Consider the following 18,168-nt stretch of genomic DNA (forward strand, 5'->3'; position numbering starts at 1 on the left):
TTCGCAAAATCTTATAGGATTCCATTGTTTTTTGCTCCAGCTGCTGTTATCTAAAAAGCTTAATCCATATATAAGCAATATTAATCCTATGGTACCCATACACACTAGAGGGAGTCAAGAATCGAACGGGATAAGCCTATTTGGAACAGTAACCTGTAAGGAGTGATCGCTTTGAACAAAAGTGACCTTCTTACGGGTTATTTGCTTTTGATTAGGTCAACTTGCTTTTGCTATGAAAATAATCATAAATATTCGCGTTTATAGGTCGAATTCGTGAAGGAATTCCAGTTTTTTTGTCGAAATATAGGATTGATTTAACAAAGTCTAGTTTGTTTTGATTTTCATTCAAGAGAGGAAGGAGTAAACGGCTTCTTTACTAATTATATTTTATTGAAAAAAATATTGGGGGTTACCTTATGGGAGAAGGCTTCACGGCATCAAGGTTGGCGAAAATAGGCCTGTTGTTATTCAGCATATTCATTCTTTTCAGCATTCATCCCTCCGGTTCATTCGCAGCAGGTGCTGCGCCAGACACCTTTATTACCAAGAGCAAATCAGATTTACCTAGTTCCGCGATGACCAATATTGCTTACGGCAATAATCTGTATATTGCAGTTGGCTACTATGGTGCAATTATCAAATCGACGGACGCCGAAAATTGGAGTAACGTAAAAACGCAGGCGGATGTTAATTACACCGGCGTGGGCAATCCCAGCTCTTTTGTCTTTTATGGAGCAGCTTACGGAAGTGGTAAATTCGTTGTTACCGGAAATGATGGTGTGATACTGACCTCAACGGATGGTACGAACTGGACACAACAGACTTCAGGTGTGACCAAAACAATCACGAATGTGAAGTATCTGGATCATAATGGAGTCTCTGCATTTTATGCACTAACGGAAGGCAAGCTGCTGAAGTCCGCTGATGGGATCACATGGACCGCAGTTGTGCCAACTGGTTTGAATGCTACGACAGCGCTAACACAAATCACCGTGGGCAATAATGGTACACGCCTTGCAGTTGGTGATACTTCAGGATTCATTTATTCTACAACGAATGGTACGACATGGACGTCAGCACGTCCGCTGAATCCAGAGGGCAACCCCTCTATCGGTACCAATATGCTGGTTTGGATGAAAGACCGGTATTACATCTCTGACCCTTGGGCCTATGTGTGGACGTCTACAGATTTGTCTACATTTACACTGGCGGGTGCTCCGTTTAAACAAAACTCCTCACAAGTAAATAATCAAATGTTCAATGGATTCTACGATGGCAGTAAATACTATTTGTTTGGCTTTCAGGCCCCTTATGGATATGGGGCGGTTTACACGTCTACAAACGGTACCTCTTGGACTATGCAGCCCTATAGCAATTTTTTCGTGACACAAAGCTCAGCCTTCCTTAACGGGAAGTATTTCCGTCTTGGTAACGAAGGACTTATGGTTTCTTCCAATGGCTCCGATTGGAGCTACAAGTGGGGCGGAACCTATAATGAAATCATTCATGACGGCTCGAAGTATATCGCAGTGGGTAAACAAGGAAGCGACGGGGGCATATGGACCTCTAATGATCTGACTTCCTGGAACCCGGCAAGCGTGTCGGCAAGAGCTAACAGTTTTAATGCCGTAGCTTACGGTAATGGTAAATACGTTGCTGTAGGCGACTGGAACCAGGATAAAACCACTGTTGCAACTTCTGCGAACGGTTCCGCCTGGACAGTACAGACGAGTGTTACGGACTCTACTCTTTTTTCAGATATCGCTTTTGGAAATGGCAAGTTCGTAGCGGTAGGCACGAAGGGGTATTCTAGTCCTTCTCTTAAAACGTCAGCAGACGGTGTCACATGGAGTGATCCTGTTCTGCCAAATCAGAACATTCAGGCGTTGTTCTCTGTGACCTTTACCAATCAACAATTTATTGCGCTGGGTTACTCCTACGATAACTCCGCTAATGTGAATGGATTGAGCATTTGGACATCCCCGGACGGCATCAACTGGGCCAATCGCTCCAGTGGCTATCCGAACCAGACGGATGCAATCAGTGATATTCTCTATGATGGCACTAAATATATTCTGTTAGGCTATGATCCCTCATATAAAATGTTCTCTCGTACCAGCACGGATCTGGCCACCTGGTCTGCGCCAACGGTAATAGGGAATGATTCATTATTCGGTTTGACACCGGTATTGGGGGCAAAAGGGAATAATATCTATGCACTTGGTGCAGTTTCCGGTACCTATACACCGGTAGTCTATTATTCCAATGATCAGGGTACGACTTGGCAGAATGCCAACGTTGATTTAACAGATGCACAAGCGTATTCTTTGATGTCTGTGAATGGTCAGGTGATCATCTCAGGTAATTCACAGCTCGTGATGACCACGACCTCACCTGTATCATCAACAATCAGCCCGGACACTGCCAGCTTTGATAAGAACGTTGCGGTACAAGCGGATGTAACAACTGCGCTGACGTTGAATGGTAACACGTTGACTAGCATCAAGAACGGCGCAGCAGCATTAGTGGATGGAACGGACTATACGGTTACAGGCAACACTGTGACGATTAAAAAATCATATTTGGCAAATCAGCCAGTAGGGATAACCAGCTTGGAGTTTACATTCAGCGCAGGGAACCCGCAGACACTGGCAATCACGGTGAGCGATAGCACGCCGAAGAACAGCGTGATTACGCCGACAACCGGAAGCTTTGATAAGAAAGTTTCCGCGCAAGCGGATGTGACGACAGTTCTGACGTTGGATGGCAACACGTTATCCAGTATTAAGAACGGTGCAGCAACACTGGTGGCAGGCACGGATTACACGGTAACAGGCACCACGGTAGCGATTAAGAAATTGTACTTAGCTGGACAAGCGGTAGGCACGACAACGCTAACCTTCGAGTTTAGCGCAGGAAACCCACAGACGCTGACTATCACAGTGAGCGACAGCACGCCGAAGAACAGCGTGATTACACCGACAACTGGAAGCTTCGATAAGAAGACTTCAGCGCAAGCGGATGTAACGACAGTTCTGACGTTGGATGGCAACACGCTGTCCAGCATTAAGAATGGCGCGGCAACATTGGTGGCTGGAACAGATTACGATGTGAATGGAACCACAGTAGCGATCAAGAAATCGTATCTGGCGGCGCAAGCGGTAGGGGTAACGAACCTGGAGTTCACGTTTAGCGCAGGAAACCCGCAGACACTGGCAATCACAGTGAACGACAGCACGCCGAAGAACAGCGTGATTACGCCGACAACCGGAAGCTTCGATAAGAAAGCATCAGCACAAGCAGATGTAACAACTGTTCTGACGTTGGATGGCAACACGTTGTCCAGTATTAAGAACGGCGCAGCAACATTGGTGGCTGGAACGGATTACACAGTTACAGGCAACACGGTAGCAATTCAGAAATCGTACTTAGCTGGGCAAGCGGTAGGCACGACAACGCTAACCTTTGAGTTCAGCGCAGGAAACCCGCAGACGCTGACTATCACAGTGAGCGACAGCACACCGAAGAACAGCGTAATTACGCCGACAACCGGAAGCTTCGATAAGAAGACTTCAGCGCAAGCGGATGTAACAACTGTTCTGGCGTTGGATGGAAACACGTTGTCCAGCATCAAGAACGGAACAGCAACGCTGGTAGCTGGAACGGATTACACGGTTACAGGTACCACAGTAGCGATTAAGAAATCGTACTTGGCGCTTCAGCCAGTGGGAGTAACTAACCTGGAATTTACGTTTAGCGGAGGTAACCCACAGACCCTGACAATTACAGTGAGCGACAGCACGCCGAAGAACAGCGTGATTACGCCGACAACCGGAAGCTTCGATAAGAAGACTTCAGCGCAAGCGGACGTAACAACAGTTCTGACGTTGGATGGCAACACGCTGTCCAGCATTAAGAACGGCGCGGCAACATTGGTGGCTGGAACGGATTACGATGTGAATGGAACCATAGTGACGATCAAGAAATCGTACCTGGCGCTTCAGCCAGTAGGAGTAACGAGCCTGGAGTTCACGTTCAGCGCAGGAAACCCGCAAACACTGGTCATCACCGTGAGCGACAGCACGCCGAAGAACAGCGTAATTACACCGACAACCGGAAGCTTCGATAAGAAGACTTCAGCGCAAGCGGATGTAACAACCGTACTGACGTTGGACGGTAACACGTTGTCTAGCATTAAGGACGGTGCAGTAACACTGGTGGCTGGAACGGATTACACGGTTACAGGCACCACGGTAGCGATTAAGAAATCGTACTTAGCTGGGCAAGCGGTAGGTACGACAACGCTAACCTTCGAGTTTAGCGCAGGAAACCCGCAAACACTGGTCATCACCGTGAGCGACAGCACGCCGAAGAACAGCGTAATTACACCGACAACCGGAAGCTTTGATAAAAAAGTTTCAGCGCAAGGAGATGTAACAACAGTTCTGACGTTGGATGGCAACACGTTGTCCAGCATTAAGAACGGAACAGCAACACTGGTAGCTGGAACGGATTATACAGTTACAGGAGCGACAGTAGCGATCAAGAAATCATACCTGGCGCTTCAGCCAGTGGGAGTAACGAGTCTGGAGTTCACGTTCAGCGGAGGAAACCCGCAGACGCTGGCCATTACAGTGAGCGACAGCACGCCGAAGAACAGCGTGATCACACCGACGACCGGGAACTTTGATAAAAAAGTTTCAGCGCAAGCGGATGTAACAACCATTCTGACGTTGGATGGCAACACGTTGTCCAGTATTAAGAACGGAACAGCAACACTAGTGGCTGGAACGGATTACACAGTTACAGGCAACACAGTAGCGATTAAGAAATCGTACTTAGCTGGGCAAGCGGTAGGCACGACAACGTTAACCTTTGAGTTTAGTGCAGGTGCAACGCAGACACTAACGATTACCGTCACCGACAGCACACCAAACAATAGTGGCATCGGCCCGACAAGCGCGAACTTTGATAAGAAGACTTCAGCGCAAGGCGATATAACGGTCACCTTGACGCTGAACGGCAACACGTTCACAGGCATTAAGAACGGTGACAACGTACTGACTGAAGGTACGGATTACACTTTGAGTGGCAGCACAGTTTCGATTAAAAAAGAGTACCTGGCCATTCAGCCAGTCGGTACAACCAACTTGGCATTCCAATTCAGCGCAGGCTCGCCACAAGTATTGGCGGTTACAATTACTGATTCCACGCCAATCGTAGAGGGTCCACCGGTGCTGCAATCCGCGATTGCAGGCAATGCGGAGGTTAACCTCATATGGACGCCTGTAAAAGGCGCTAACGGTTATAAAATCTACTATAGTCTCGTTTCAGGCAATTTCGGAACTGAGGCGGCGACTGTCAGCAGCTCCGTATACAGCTATGATGTAAAAGGTCTGATTAATGGCGCAACTTATTATTTTGCAGTACGGTCCAGTCTTCTGGATGGAGAAGGCTCATTATCCAATGAACTTAGTGCAACGCCGAAAGGTGCACCGGGAGCACCAACGAATGTAACTGCAAGCGCAGGGGACGGTCAAGTAACAGTGTTCTTTAATTCTCCAGTCGACAATGGGGGAAGTGAGATTACGAGGTATGACGTTCTGGATGCAGCGGGTAAAATCGTTGGCACTGGAACTGCCAGCCCGATCACAATTACAGGTCTGAGCAACGGAACAACGTACAGCTTCACAGTAAAAGCGGTCAACAGCGAGGGTAGCAGCGTAGCTTCGGCAAGCTCTAACACCGTAACGCCAAGCGCACCTGCGACTGGCGGGGGAGACAATCCAACTCCTACACCAACGCCAACACCAACACCAACCCCGGGCACACCAAGCACTCCGAGCACCCCTAATCCGGGCAGCACAGGTGTGGATATTATTGTTAACGGTAAGGTTGAGAAGATTGGTACGGCTGAAACCACGCAAGTGAACAACCAGACGGTTACCACAATTTCAGTTGATCAGCCCAAGCTGGAAGAGAAATTGGCTGGTGAGCGACAAGGGGTTGTGATTACGATCCCTGTGGTCACAAATACGGATGTGGCCATTGGTCAATTGACAGGTCAAATGATCAAGGACATGGAACAAAAACAGGCGGTGCTGGAGCTTAAAACTGGGCAAGCGACGTACACACTGCCAGCACAGCAAATTAATATCAACTCCATCTCGAGTCAATTCGGATCAGCGGTATCTCTCCAGGATATTAAGGTTCAAATTGAAGTCGATAAATCTACGCCAGAAACGTTAAAAATTGTGGAGAATTCAGCGGCGAAAGGGCAGTTTACTTTAGTTGCACCCCCGCTTGAATTTAAGGTTGTAGCTATTCATGGCGACAAAACGATCGAAATCTCCAAGTTCAACGCCTATGTAGAACGTACGATTGCCATCCCAGATGGTGTAGACCCTAACAAAATCACTACCGGAATCGTTGTCGATCCGGATGGTACTGTCCGTCATGTGCCAACCAAAATTGTTGAGATTAATGGTAGGTATTTTGCCAAGGTGAACAGTCTGACCAACAGCACTTATTCTATTGTATGGCATCCGAAAGAGTTCAAAGATGTTGCGAATCATTGGTCTAAAAATGCAGTGAACAACATGGGCTCCCGGATGGTTATTGACGGTGTCGGTAACGGCTTGTTCAACCCGGGACAAGACATTACCCGCGCTGAGTTTGCGGCGATTGTGGTTAGAGGCTTGGGCTTGAAACTGGAGAACGGCGGAACTGCGTTCACGGATGTACAGGATTCGGCTTGGTATAGCAGTGCGGTGCAAACCGCTGTCTCTTACAACCTGATCAACGGTTTCGAAGACGGTACCTTCCGTCCGACAGACAAGATCACGCGCGAACAGGCGATGAACATCATTGCCAAGGCTATGAAAATTACCGGTCTGAAAGACAAGCTGGCAACGCAAGCGGCAGCAGCTCAGACGAGCAGCTTTACAGATGCTGTGCAAGCATCAGATTGGGCGAAAGATGCCATTGCAGACAGCCTGCAAGCAGGTATTGTCTCCGGTAGAAGCAGCACAGAGTTAGCTCCAAAAGCAAGTATCACCCGTGCAGAGGTAGCTGTGATTATCGAGCGACTTTTGCAGAAATCAGATTTGATCTAAAAAAAGAATGAAGCAGGCCTTACGCCTCTATATTTGCTGATTGCAGCAGATGTAGAGGCTTTTTTTGCATGAAGAGAGGGGATAAGGAAGCCACATGCCTATTTTCTCTGGAGTGAGGCGAGGTCAGCCTGATATAATGAGGCCATTAAAGTGAACGTGAGAAGGAAGGTTCCTGGATGCGGCTTGAATTGAATGACAATGAATATAAAGTGACTGCCGAAGGACTTACAGTGGAGCTGCTGCCTAAAGAATTCGCACTTCTGCGGTTTCTTTATCTGAACAAGGGACGCACCTTCAGCCGGGAACAACTGCTAGATAAGGTATGGCCGCTGGAATATCCGGTGGAACGGACGGTGGATGATCATATTTACCGATTGCGTAAAAAGCTAGGGGGCTTTCACGGGCTGACGATTCGAACGGTACGTGGTCTCGGCTACAGTCTGGCGGTACAAGATACCGCCAGCACACTCACCCCTCCATCTATCCAAGATACCGCGCTGCATGAGACCATGCGCGAGGTTTTCGTGAAATATCATCAATATGGACAGGGGAGATCCATGCAGACCCTGGCGCGGCAGCAGGATGTGCTCGGTTATGAATTAGATCCTTTTTATGCTGTCTATGTTCATTTTGTGCAAGGTGATCTGGAATGGTTGCTGCACACAACGGAAGCCCCGCTGAGGGATCGGCTGTACTCCTTGATGCTGTTCTTCATGTTCACTGGCGACCCTGCAGATCGATTGGCTAGCTGTGAGTTATTACTTGAACGAGAGATTTTGCCGCAGTTTCAGCATCAGGAACTGAAAATCCTGAATATACTTGACCTTTATGCAGTGGCTGGGAAGACGGACATAGCACTGGAACGCTTAAAACTCACCTATACAGTCATCCAGGAACCGGAGTACGAAAATTTTGAACTACCAGTAGCCATAAGCGAGATGTTTGTTCACCTGGCGGCCGGAACGCCTGACGTACAAGTGGCAGCGATGCTAGGAGACATAGAAGAGCGTCTGAGCGCAAGACCTTTTCTGCGTGAGAGCGGTAGTTACAATATCACCAAGGGATTATGGAAGCTGCGGCAAAAGAATTGGCGTGACGGTGAAGCGCTTCTGGATGAGGGGCTGCAGATTCTGGAGACTTCAGGGTTTGTTCCCTTACTAATGCAGGCACTACATCGAATCGTGTACTGTGGAGCGATTTTTTCATTTCCCCAGGCTTTACAGGCTAAATACAAAAAAATGTTCGAAGCGGAGCAAGCGGCTCGGGGACTGGACCAATGGTTAAAGCCGCTTGAGGCCGTTATTCGTGGGGCAATCCATCCCCTCTGATCTTTCTCTGACATTCCTCTGTTACTTTGACATCAGGATCAACTTGATCCATTCAAGCCACTGGAGGAATGTCTTATGCAAGTTACTGCTCAATCAGCACCAAGCCTATTACGCAATAAAGTCTACATGCGCGTCTACACCGCCTACGCGACTTCGACCTTCGGTGACTGGTTCGATGCACTCGCGATTCAGGTGCTTGTGGGCTATCGCTGGCAGGCCAGTCCGCTAATGCTGGCGCTGATCCCGGTCTCGCTCGCGCTGCCCGGCATTGTGCTGGGCTCTGTGGCAGGCGTGGCTGCTGACCGTCTGAACCAGCTCAAGCTGATGCGCATCTGTGATCTGCTTACCGCCATCCTGACCGTTCTGGTGCTGCTCGCTCCGAACATGTGGTGGCTGCTCCCCTTGCTGATGCTGCGCGCGGGACTCTCAACATTAAATGTTCCTGCCCAGCAATCCCTGACACGTAGCATTGTCCGGGAGGACCAGCTTTTACAGGCGACCTCTCTGAATGGGATTGTGAATCAAAGCTCCAAGATTGCCGGTCCGCTGCTTGGCGGGTTGGCGTTGTCGGTACTCTCGCCTCAATGGTGTATTTTACTCAATGCTTGCTTGCGAGCCGGCTCTTATTTGCTGTTGCTTACAGTCAAAAATGACGGGGTTGTTGCAGAGAAGACGCATTCGGAGACTTCAGAGGAACAGATTCCGTTACGTCAGATGTGGAGCGAAGGCTGGAGCTTTATTCTCCGCAGTCGCTTGCTGTTGAGCACCCTGATATTTGGTCTCATTGGATCACTGGCGATCCAGATGATAGATTTTCAGTTTACGAGCTTATTCCGGGCCATTGCGCCAGAGCAGGAGGCGATGCTGGGCTGGATGGTGGCAGCTTCGGGTGTGGGAGCTGTGCTAATGATTATGGTGATGAACAAGATGAACGCTAGTGCTGGATACGGCTGGAAGATTGGCTGTGGATATGCGCTGATCGGCATGTCGTTCTCCGGTTTGGGATTGCTGCCGCCGGGAGCCTCCGTGATCCTGGTGCTGCTACTGGGGATTTTATTGGGACTTGGGAACGGAATGGCGATGATCACCTTCAATTATTGCCTGCAAAAAGAGACGCCATCGCACATGACAGGGCGGATATTCGGCATCCAAAGTACAATTCTCAGTGCCGTTATGATTGTAGCCCCAATGCTGGGGGGAGTCTTGGTAGAACGTGCTGGCCCTGGCGTCATTTTTATAATTTTCGGTAGTGTCCTTGCGGCAATAGGACTGCTAGGTTTTCTGCTGCAGCGGGTGCTGTGGCATGTTGAAAAAGAGGGAAATGCCAGATCTCATGTGGAGCAGCTTGCCGGGGAATAGTTGAGATTAACATAAGTCTTTATACTCTTTTCGGCCATTAGATTGCTATGCCATACTTTAAAGGGGGATAATCCCTGATATGGAAGGTAATTGGACATGAGCTGTACGAAAATGCAAAGTCCGATAAAGAACCGGAATAAATACCAACATGAGGTGTAGTAATGGCAGACCCTGATTTCAGTTTATTTCAAGAAGTGTTTATGGAGCATTGCAGAAAGACGCTAGAGGACTTTTCCAAAACCGAGGGAAATCAAGATGTATATGCTGTTGTTTTGGATGCAGAGTCCACTTACGGACGGGTACTGTTGCGGTGGAATACTCTAGCAGCCTTGCAAAAAACGGTAGAGTCGTACTACAGTTCTTACACTCCAGATCGGGTGAACGGACGCAGCGGCTTGAAGTTTAATTCGGGTGATTTTTCCTATGAAGATCCGGCTCAGCCGGAAGCAATGGATGAGTTCGCATACCTGCTGGAGTGCAGGCTGACCGAATTGTATGACAAGGAGGATGAGGACGCGAATGCACCCGAAATCCAGGAAGCCAATGATCTGCGTGCAAAATTCATAGAAATGCTGATTGAGATGGTAGATGAGCTTCAGGATGTGATGCAGCTCTTGAACAAGACGGATGATTTCATGGCTTTTGTGGTGGATCATGGTGGAGGTTATTATCAATACCTTGATCGTACGGTGAGTCAAGAGGCCTATTACAGGGCATTTCCTGAAATGAAAAGATTTGCTGTGCATAAGGAGAGAATAAAACAACTGCCCATAACTGCGCAGGTTGAGTATTGGACCAATAGTTATCTGGACCTCGCTCTCGACAAAGATACGGATGAAGCATCCAAGCTGAAGGGAATGTACCTCAATCAATACAATATGGAGGATGAAATCCGACTTCTCGGTGCTCCGGCCACTGACTGGCTTGTTACTCTCTTCGAAATGTTGTCTGGCTATCGCCCAATGCCTGATGGCACAACCGTTGTTGCAGATTCCCTGATCCGCTTCAGCGTTCTGGACATGTTAATGAAGATTGGTCTTGCCGAAGAGGACACAACCCGCCGTTTGCTGCAGATTTTGTTCAGGAAATATGAGCAAGACGGGGAACTCCAGGAGTGTATTAATATCGCTAGAACGCTGCATGCGTTGAACCCGGTACGTTACCCGGAGGAAGAGCATGATGAAGGCAGAACGAAATTGACGAATATTGAAAGTTATCAAAAGCTTGCCTAGAACCGATGGTGAGATGCTGGGACAATCCATATTCATCCCCTGCGATAATGTGTGCTATGAGAAAAAAAGAAGGGCGTTGCCGCCAAGCGGTCAACGCCCTTTTTAAATATAAGAATTTATATGTTTTACGCTATGAATCATTCTTATATTTCCTGCTGAAACGGATACCGTCCCTTTAGAGGACGACAAAGTCGTTTCTACTGGTCCGGAGCCACACGGCCTCGCGTTACAATCCATAGAACCGCACGGTGTTGGCGGTTAAAATTTCCTTCGCCCGGCTCTCTGAATGGCCGTGCAATGCTCCCCATGCGGCGGCCACATCATGGATCATGGCCGGGTGGGTGGTCCGGCCTGCGAATGGCCCTTCAAAGGGCCACGGGCCGTCCGTCTCCGCCATCACCAGCTCCTGAGGGTAGCGGCGGGCCAGATCCTGGATCTCCTGTTCATACAGGAGATCCGGCGTGAAAGAGATATAATCGCCGCGCTGGATCATTCGCGCGATGGCCTCTTCCGGGCCCTTGAACCAGTGGAAATGGGCCCGGGTAATGCCGTGCTTGTCCAGCAGATCGCAAGCGATCATCGCGTCCTCGTACACGGCATGCAGCACGACCGGCTTGCGAAGGCGCGCCGCCAGCCCCAAGAACTTATCGAGCAGCGCAATGTACGGCGCCATCTCGAAAGACTCGCCGCGCTCCAGCGCTTCCGCCCGCGTATAATAGGGCAGCCCAATCTCGCCTATGGCGGTCAGTCTGTCTGCCCGGGCTTCAATCCATTCCAGCAGCCTGGCGATCTCCTCCGGCGAAGGCGCCGGCTGCTCCGGGTGGAAGCCGTAAGCCGGCCGGACGAGACCGGGATACTGGGCGGCCAGCTTTTCGGTGCGAAGGCAGGATTCATAATTCATGGAGACAGCCAGGAGCGCTTGAACGTCCAGACCATGCAACTCACGCAGTGTGCTGGCGATAAATTCCGGTTCATATTGTTCAAGATGAATATGAGCATCAATCATTCTGGTTGTCCTCCCAAGTGTGCAGTTAATGTGATAAGAACTGTTGCAGCTCTATTTCTATTTTAACCCATAGGTAGCCTTAGGTGTGAACGGGCCTGTTCCCTTTAATACATGGTCAAAGAAATTAAGAATAATTTGGTTTTCTGTTTCAATACAGTAATGCGAATCAATATCTGCTTTTCCACCCTGTAGCATATTGGCGAGTAGAGGAGAAAACAACGGTAAGTCCGTCAGGCTTAAATGTTTTGCACCTTGAAAATGAACGGTATACATCTCTGAGAAGTTTCTATCAGCTACTTTATTTGCAGCATAGACAGATGGCTGGTTATCGAGCTGTTTCCAGACATCGTCAGAATAAATATTAAGAACGGGTGTTGTGTAGGGTTTGCCACTGGCGACGAGATCATCAGTCTTTTTATCATAATTCAACTCACTGAACATGGGGGCATCAATATTGACAACGGCATGCACATCATCACGCTCTCTGCCAAGCCCAATACTTGCAGCACCGCCCATGGAGTGTCCGAACACACCTATTTTATCCGTATTAATTTGTTTATAAAGCGGGTTAGGATCACTCTTTGATTTTTGCAGGATCATATCGATTACAAAATTCATGTCGTCTGTTCGCAGCTTCATCCATTTTTGAATGAGTCCATAGACTTGCTCTATCGTGTAAATACCATCTTTGTTGGCATTACTGACTTCCTGATAATATTCTTTATTGATCGTAACAGTCGTCCCATCCTTTGAAGTCGTATAGAAGGAATGATACGGATGATCAATCGAAACTACGATATAACCATGGCTTGCGAGTTCAGTAAAGGTAGAGGCATTGCTTGACTTAATTCCGTATGCGCCATGCGAGAATACCAAAAGTGGGAAGGAGCCATTCCCATGCACGGGATACCAAAATTCCACATTAACAAATCTGTTTTTCCCCGTGTCATTAAATTCCTCAATCCGGTTGTTGTCAACGTAGGTGTAAGTAGCGGTTGCGACTTTATATTCGCCTGTTACTTTCAGTGGTTTATATTGGGGGAAAACAAGTGCAGGTGCAAGGGCCAGCATTAACGTGAATATCATCACAATTGCTTTTCTGACAATACGCGTGCCTTTGTAGGCTTGGGTAGTTGTTTTGTTGCGGAGAAGAGAAACCGCACCAATTACCGCGGGTAGGAACAGCAGTATAGCAAGCAACACCCAGCGGAAGCTCCACATGATGATTGAGGTCAAGGTAAGTGTGATAAAGACAGCAAAGATAGCCATTCTAACCCAATTTCTTAATTTCTGATGGTTGTGCTTCGTTATCAAGCAATATATTGCCAAGACCATCTCTATAATCAGAGCAATACTTAGAACCAACATTCCCATCGCTGTTACTCCCTTCGTGTTCGTATTCATTTTTTATGAGATCATCATAAAAAACGGCTAGAAGGAAGTATATAGAAAAACAATAAGCTGTAGCTACGGGGGAATAAGTTGCAAAAAAAGAGCGATAAGCTATCCGCTCACCGCATCATTTTTAATTTTTCGTTGATTTTTTGGGCTTCTTTTTTATCATTTTGCCATGATAGTAGACGAATTATAACGTAGATTACCGCAATTTCTAATGCCATAATGAATACCTGCAAGACGTTATTTACAATCCCAAGGACAGCAGCAAGGGAAAGCAAGATCAACTCCAAAGCCCCAAAATGGACTATAATTCTTGCACGCATCTGCTGCTCACTTAAATCATGTGAAGAATACAAAATAATGTTCATTAATGACGCCAAAAGTGAAAAGGCCATTATGATATAAATAGATTTCAAGTCAAAGGCAAGATCGGGATAAAAAATGGTTCGCAATACCGTAATGATGAGGATGATTAATGCGAAGATCATCAAGAAACTTTGTATAATATTTTTTGCAAATTCGGAAAGCTTCATAGGTATCCCTCCCTCTTACAATCCCAGCATATTTTTAAGCACAGGCACATACTGCCTTGATATCACCACGCGTTCCCCGTTATCAAGCACCGCTTGGAATCGGCCGCTAAGGGTCGGATGAATAACTGAAATCTTAGCTATGTTCAAAATCGTTGATTTCGAGGACCGAAAACAGTTCTTTTCTTTGCACAATTCCTCCAATTCATAAAGCTTTTGCTTTACCTCAAAAACGTCATCTTTGCTGTAAAGAAACACCTTCCCATCCACGGCTTCGAAATAATAGACATCACTAAGTTTGATGCGGTGGACCTTGTCATTATGATGTCCCAGCAAAGTGAGGTTGTCTGTCTGTAGTTTATTTACGATTTCATTTATTTCGTCATCTACCTCATGGCACCGGATGAGAATTTCCTCTTCCTGATCACGGCTTATTTCTTCAATTGAGACTTTCATATGTTCACTCGCTTTATCAAATAATTAGTAACTCCGATCACTGAATTGAATTATAATATAAATAATGGAAATCTAGGAGTCTATACAGAACTAAAAGAAAGATTTGTGGTGAAGAGAAGAAATCGATAGAGACAGAAAGGTGGCTCCTTTTGACTATGAAAAGAATAATGATGTTCCTCACGTTAGCGCTAATCCTTAGTTTCTCGATGTCGTTGGCAGATAGGGCGTCCGCTAGAATCGCAACAGTCCATTCCCCAGTCCTTTTACAAATCAATCAATATTACGTGACCTACACTGCACCACAATCCCCCTACCTCGATCAGAACAATCGTCTGATGGTTCCTTTGCGAAGTCTATCCGATTTATTAGCTGCGGAAGTAACTTATGATGCAGTGAATAAAAGTGCTGTGATCTCCAGAAAAAACTACCTAAATGAAACAGAGAAAAACTATAGTTTAAAGATGAACGTTGGGGTAAAAGACATTGAAATTAATGGTGTAGCATCCCGAATGGATACGATACCGGTCTTGATTCAAGGAAGTATGTACATTCCGCTCAGCGTAGTTGCCAAAGCCTTTCATTTGGATACAAAGTGGGATTCGAGTCACAAAATCACCCGTCTTTACGAAGATCCTGGGTATCTTCCTTCTGGTGTCGTAAGTGATGAGGAGCATGTTCTGGGACAGCATTCTGATTCTTTTGTTCGACCCATACAATCTGTCATTCAAACGATAGACAAGAAAGGTGAAGTTCCTCTGATCAAAATGCAGCTGACTTCGCAAAATACAGGAGAGTCGACAGTAGGCGATAATCATTATTTGCGTTTTTATGTTCAGGATTCGAACTTTAGTCATTTTGACATTTACAATCAAGCTCAAACTAAACCTGGCGCCACATTCACTGCGGAGACCACCAATACCATTCTAGCGAAACCGCTTCGGTACATTCTGGTGGATGCCTGCGTCGATTAGCATCGTATAGATCTTCTCACGAGAACAAAAAAAGAACCGGGCGTAATTCGCCTGGTTCTTCCGCTGAATAAATGGATTGCGTCCATTTAAGCATTATGATATAGTTAAATCATTACTCATTTTTATGTAAAATGTTATAAATATTGCATCTTATTTATATCTTAATCTTATCATGGGGATTCAGGGTTTGTCAAATGTCTTTTTTCATCCTTCAAACGCGTATGACAAGGAGTGTGTTCAGAAGATGATTAACGGTAAGGATTGGCAGGAAGAACAGGAACGGCTGGATGCCGTTACGGAAGAATTACAGTTGAGAATCGCTGAAGTGGAGCCGGAAGTGAGCGGACTTCGTGATCAGGTGGTCGGCATTCGCAAGCAGTTTTGGGAGGAAGTTACGGTCAATACGAGTACGGACGAAGATTTCGAAGAGACCTTCTACAGCATCAAGCAGCAAGAGGCGTTGTTGAACGAGCGCGAACGTAGTCACAAATTACGGCTGCAGCGTTATAAAAGTATGAAACGTCTGCTGCCGTCACCGTACTTCGGGCGGATTGATTTTCATGAGGACGGCTTGAAATTTAGCGAGAAAGTGTATATTGGTGTGTCCTCTTTTGTAGATGAAGATGGGTTAAACTTTCTGGTCTATGACTGGCGGACACCTATTGCAAGTATGTATTACGATCACTCGCCAGGAGCTGCTGAGTATGACACACCGGGCGGACAAATCACGGGGAATATGACCTTAAAGCGGCAATATCAGATTCGGGACGGTAAGCTGCAGAATGTGTTCGACACGAGCGTAACGATCGGGGATGAATTGCTTCAGCAGGTGCTCGGTAAGGGCGCAGATAATCAAATGAAGAGCATCGTGGCGACGATTCAGAGGGAACAGAATGTTATCATCCGCGATGATAAGAGCCATATGCTAATTGTGCAAGGGGCGGCGGGCAGCGGCAAAACATCCGCAGCATTGCAGCGGGTAGCTTACCTATTGTATAAGCACCGGGAGCGGCTCAGCGCGGACCAGATCGTGCTTTTTTCGCCGAATCCGATGTTCAACAGTTATGTATCGACCGTTCTGCCTGAGCTTGGCGAAGAGAATATGCAGCAAACGACGTTTCAGGAATACCTCGCGTATTGGCTTGGCGGCACGATGACCTTGGAAGATCCGTTCGAGCAGATTGAATATGTGCTGACAGCGGCGGGCTCAGAGGAAGCAGAAGCGCGGCTGATTGGTATGAAGTATAAAGCTTCCGAAGCTTTTCTGCACGCTCTCCAGAACTATGCGCTTTGGCTAGGAAAGGAAGGCATGCTGTTCCATAGTATTTATTTCCAGGATCGTGAGTTGATTACCGCTGAACAAATGAAAGCTCAATTCTACAGCTACGACAGTTCCATCCGATTGATGAATCGTGTGTTACTGCTGCAAGAATGGCTGCTGAAAGAGCTGGCGTCGCTTGCGGGGCAGGAGCTGGAAGCGGAGTGGGTTCAGGATGAACTGGATTACCTCGATTCGGATCACTATACGGAAGCCTATAGCATGCTCCGTAAGAAGTACGAGCGGGAACAGGCCGTGTTTGATTTTACGCAGCAATATGTGGATCTCTATGGCGATCGTCCGGAGAAGGAGCAGGGTGAAGAGGAAATCTTCGATTCTGCCCTGCAGCAAGAAGAGATACTGTGCCGGATAATTGTGAAGGCACACTTCAAGCCGCTGCGGCGGGAGGTGAAGCGACTCCGGTTCATCGATGTGATTGGACTGTACAGCCAGCTGTTCGGCGAGGAAGCATCGTATCTGCATATGACGGGTGAGGCCAAAGTGCCTCAGCAGTGGGCGGAAATTTGCATACAAACGAAGGAGAAACTGAGTAGGCACGAACTTTTCTACGAGGATGCAACACCGTTTCTATATTTAAAAGAACTGCTCGAAGGCACGCGGACGAACACCGTGGTGCGGCACATTTTCGTTGACGAAGGCCAGGATTACTCCCCGTTTCAATATGTGTTTCTCAAACGTTTGTTTCCCCGCGCCCGCATGACCGTGCTTGGTGACTTTGGGCAAGCGATTTTTCCCCAGTCAACACAACTAGATGAGGCGAATTCATCATTGATCGGTCTGTACGGCCCGGAGGAAACGAGTCTGATCCGGCTTGTTCGGAGCTATCGTTCTACTCGGCAGATCGTGGAGTTTACGAAGTCGCTGCTTCCTGGTGAAGAGATCGTACCTTTTAATAGAAATGGCGAGAAGCCGTCGCTAGTTGTTGCAGATACTGTGGAAGATCGCGCAATCCGCATTCTGCAGGATCTTGCTGCGCTTCAAGCGGAAGGCTTTGACTCCATCGCAATCATTACCAAGACTGCTGCCGAGAGCCGGGAGGCTTATGAAGCATTGACGGCGCAGGGGGCGACTGAATTGCGGCTCATCACCAAGGAGACTCAGCGCTTTGAGAAGGGGGCATCGGTGCTTCCTGTATATTTGGCAAAAGGCGTTGAGTTCGACGCCGTACTGATCTATGATGCATCCCCGCAAACGTATCAGCGAGAGAGCGAACGGAAGCATTTTTACACGGCATGTACTCGTGCAATGCACCGGCTGTTGCTATATACGACTGAAGATTGGACATCGTTCGTTCAGGCGGTGGATTCGGCATTGGTTGAGGTAGTGCGGTAAGAGGGGATGAGTGAGGACAACTTGGGTCTGAAGAATCTTGGTCTGTCTTAATGATGAGAAGCAAGTAATTCGACGTTGAACCGTAATGACCTAAGTGATGGA

Annotated in this window: 10 protein-coding genes; 6 read left to right on the forward strand and 4 right to left on the reverse strand. The window is 47.5% G+C overall.

The features are described 5' to 3' along the window. Positions 1-416 precede the first annotated feature (416 nt). The 4 genes from ACFORK_RS19910 (at position 417) to ACFORK_RS19925 (ending at position 11,034) form a co-directional block, all read left to right on the forward strand. The gene (locus tag ACFORK_RS19910) at positions 417-7,115 is read left to right on the forward strand and encodes a X2-like carbohydrate binding domain-containing protein (protein WP_379202174.1); all 6,699 of its coding nucleotides are present in this window, start codon (positions 417-419) and stop codon (positions 7,113-7,115) included. Positions 7,116-7,291: 176 nt separating this feature from the next. Then, positions 7,292-8,443 (forward strand): winged helix-turn-helix domain-containing protein, encoded by a 1,152-nt coding sequence (locus ACFORK_RS19915; RefSeq protein WP_379202176.1) that lies wholly within the window; start codon positions 7,292-7,294, stop codon positions 8,441-8,443. A gap of 75 nt (positions 8,444-8,518) precedes the next feature. Further along, a complete protein-coding gene (locus tag ACFORK_RS19920) occupies positions 8,519-9,802 on the forward strand; it encodes an MFS transporter (protein WP_379202178.1) in 1,284 nt (427 codons plus the stop codon). 161 nt (positions 9,803-9,963) lie between these two features. Next, complete coding sequence (locus ACFORK_RS19925; RefSeq protein ID WP_379202180.1) at positions 9,964-11,034, forward strand: DUF4303 domain-containing protein; 1,071 nt, start codon at positions 9,964-9,966, stop codon at positions 11,032-11,034. A gap of 226 nt (positions 11,035-11,260) precedes the next feature. Here the strand turns inward: ACFORK_RS19925 and ACFORK_RS19930 are convergent, their stop codons facing one another. The 4 genes from ACFORK_RS19930 to ACFORK_RS19945 form a co-directional block, all read right to left on the reverse strand. Beyond that, positions 11,261-12,040 (reverse strand): TatD family hydrolase, encoded by a 780-nt coding sequence (locus ACFORK_RS19930; RefSeq protein WP_379202182.1) that lies wholly within the window; start codon positions 12,038-12,040, stop codon positions 11,261-11,263. A gap of 57 nt (positions 12,041-12,097) precedes the next feature. Continuing rightward, on the reverse strand, positions 12,098-13,414 hold the full coding sequence (locus ACFORK_RS19935) for an alpha/beta hydrolase family protein (RefSeq protein WP_379202184.1): 1,317 nt from the start codon (positions 13,412-13,414) through the stop codon (positions 12,098-12,100). Positions 13,415-13,551: 137 nt separating this feature from the next. Next, complete coding sequence (locus ACFORK_RS19940; protein WP_379202186.1) at positions 13,552-13,971, reverse strand: DUF3021 family protein; 420 nt, start codon at positions 13,969-13,971, stop codon at positions 13,552-13,554. A gap of 15 nt (positions 13,972-13,986) precedes the next feature. After that, entirely contained in the window at positions 13,987-14,424 is a 438-nt protein-coding gene (locus ACFORK_RS19945; RefSeq protein WP_379202188.1) for a LytTR family DNA-binding domain-containing protein, read from the reverse strand. 155 nt (positions 14,425-14,579) lie between these two features. Here ACFORK_RS19945 and ACFORK_RS19950 point away from each other — a divergent pair, with 155 nt between their 5' ends. Both ACFORK_RS19950 and helD read left to right on the forward strand, forming a co-directional pair. After that, positions 14,580-15,395, forward strand: coding sequence for a copper amine oxidase N-terminal domain-containing protein (locus tag ACFORK_RS19950; protein WP_379202190.1), 816 nt, complete (start codon positions 14,580-14,582; stop codon positions 15,393-15,395). Between the two features lie 244 nt (positions 15,396-15,639). Then, positions 15,640-18,066 (forward strand): RNA polymerase recycling motor HelD, encoded by a 2,427-nt coding sequence (gene helD / locus ACFORK_RS19955; RefSeq protein ID WP_379202192.1) that lies wholly within the window; start codon positions 15,640-15,642, stop codon positions 18,064-18,066. Positions 18,067-18,168 lie beyond the last annotated feature (102 nt).

This window comes from Paenibacillus sp. GCM10012306 (assembly GCF_042649265.1).
Classification (GTDB): Bacteria; Bacillota; Bacilli; order Paenibacillales; family Paenibacillaceae; genus Paenibacillus_AQ.

Coding starts and splice junctions, on each gene's coding strand:
- ACFORK_RS19915 (WP_379202176.1), top strand. CDS start 7,292: ATGCGGCTTGAATTGAATGACAATGAATATAAAGTGACTGCCGAAGGA.
- ACFORK_RS19950 (WP_379202190.1), top strand. CDS start 14,580: ATGAAAAGAATAATGATGTTCCTCACGTTAGCGCTAATCCTTAGTTTC.
- helD (WP_379202192.1), top strand. CDS start 15,640: ATGATTAACGGTAAGGATTGGCAGGAAGAACAGGAACGGCTGGATGCC.
- ACFORK_RS19935 (WP_379202184.1), bottom strand. CDS start 13,414: ATGGGAATGTTGGTTCTAAGTATTGCTCTGATTATAGAGATGGTCTTG.
- ACFORK_RS19910 (WP_379202174.1), top strand. CDS start 417: ATGGGAGAAGGCTTCACGGCATCAAGGTTGGCGAAAATAGGCCTGTTG.
- ACFORK_RS19925 (WP_379202180.1), top strand. CDS start 9,964: ATGGCAGACCCTGATTTCAGTTTATTTCAAGAAGTGTTTATGGAGCAT.
- ACFORK_RS19930 (WP_379202182.1), bottom strand. CDS start 12,040: ATGATTGATGCTCATATTCATCTTGAACAATATGAACCGGAATTTATC.
- ACFORK_RS19940 (WP_379202186.1), bottom strand. CDS start 13,971: ATGAAGCTTTCCGAATTTGCAAAAAATATTATACAAAGTTTCTTGATG.
- ACFORK_RS19945 (WP_379202188.1), bottom strand. CDS start 14,424: ATGAAAGTCTCAATTGAAGAAATAAGCCGTGATCAGGAAGAGGAAATT.
- ACFORK_RS19920 (WP_379202178.1), top strand. CDS start 8,519: ATGCAAGTTACTGCTCAATCAGCACCAAGCCTATTACGCAATAAAGTC.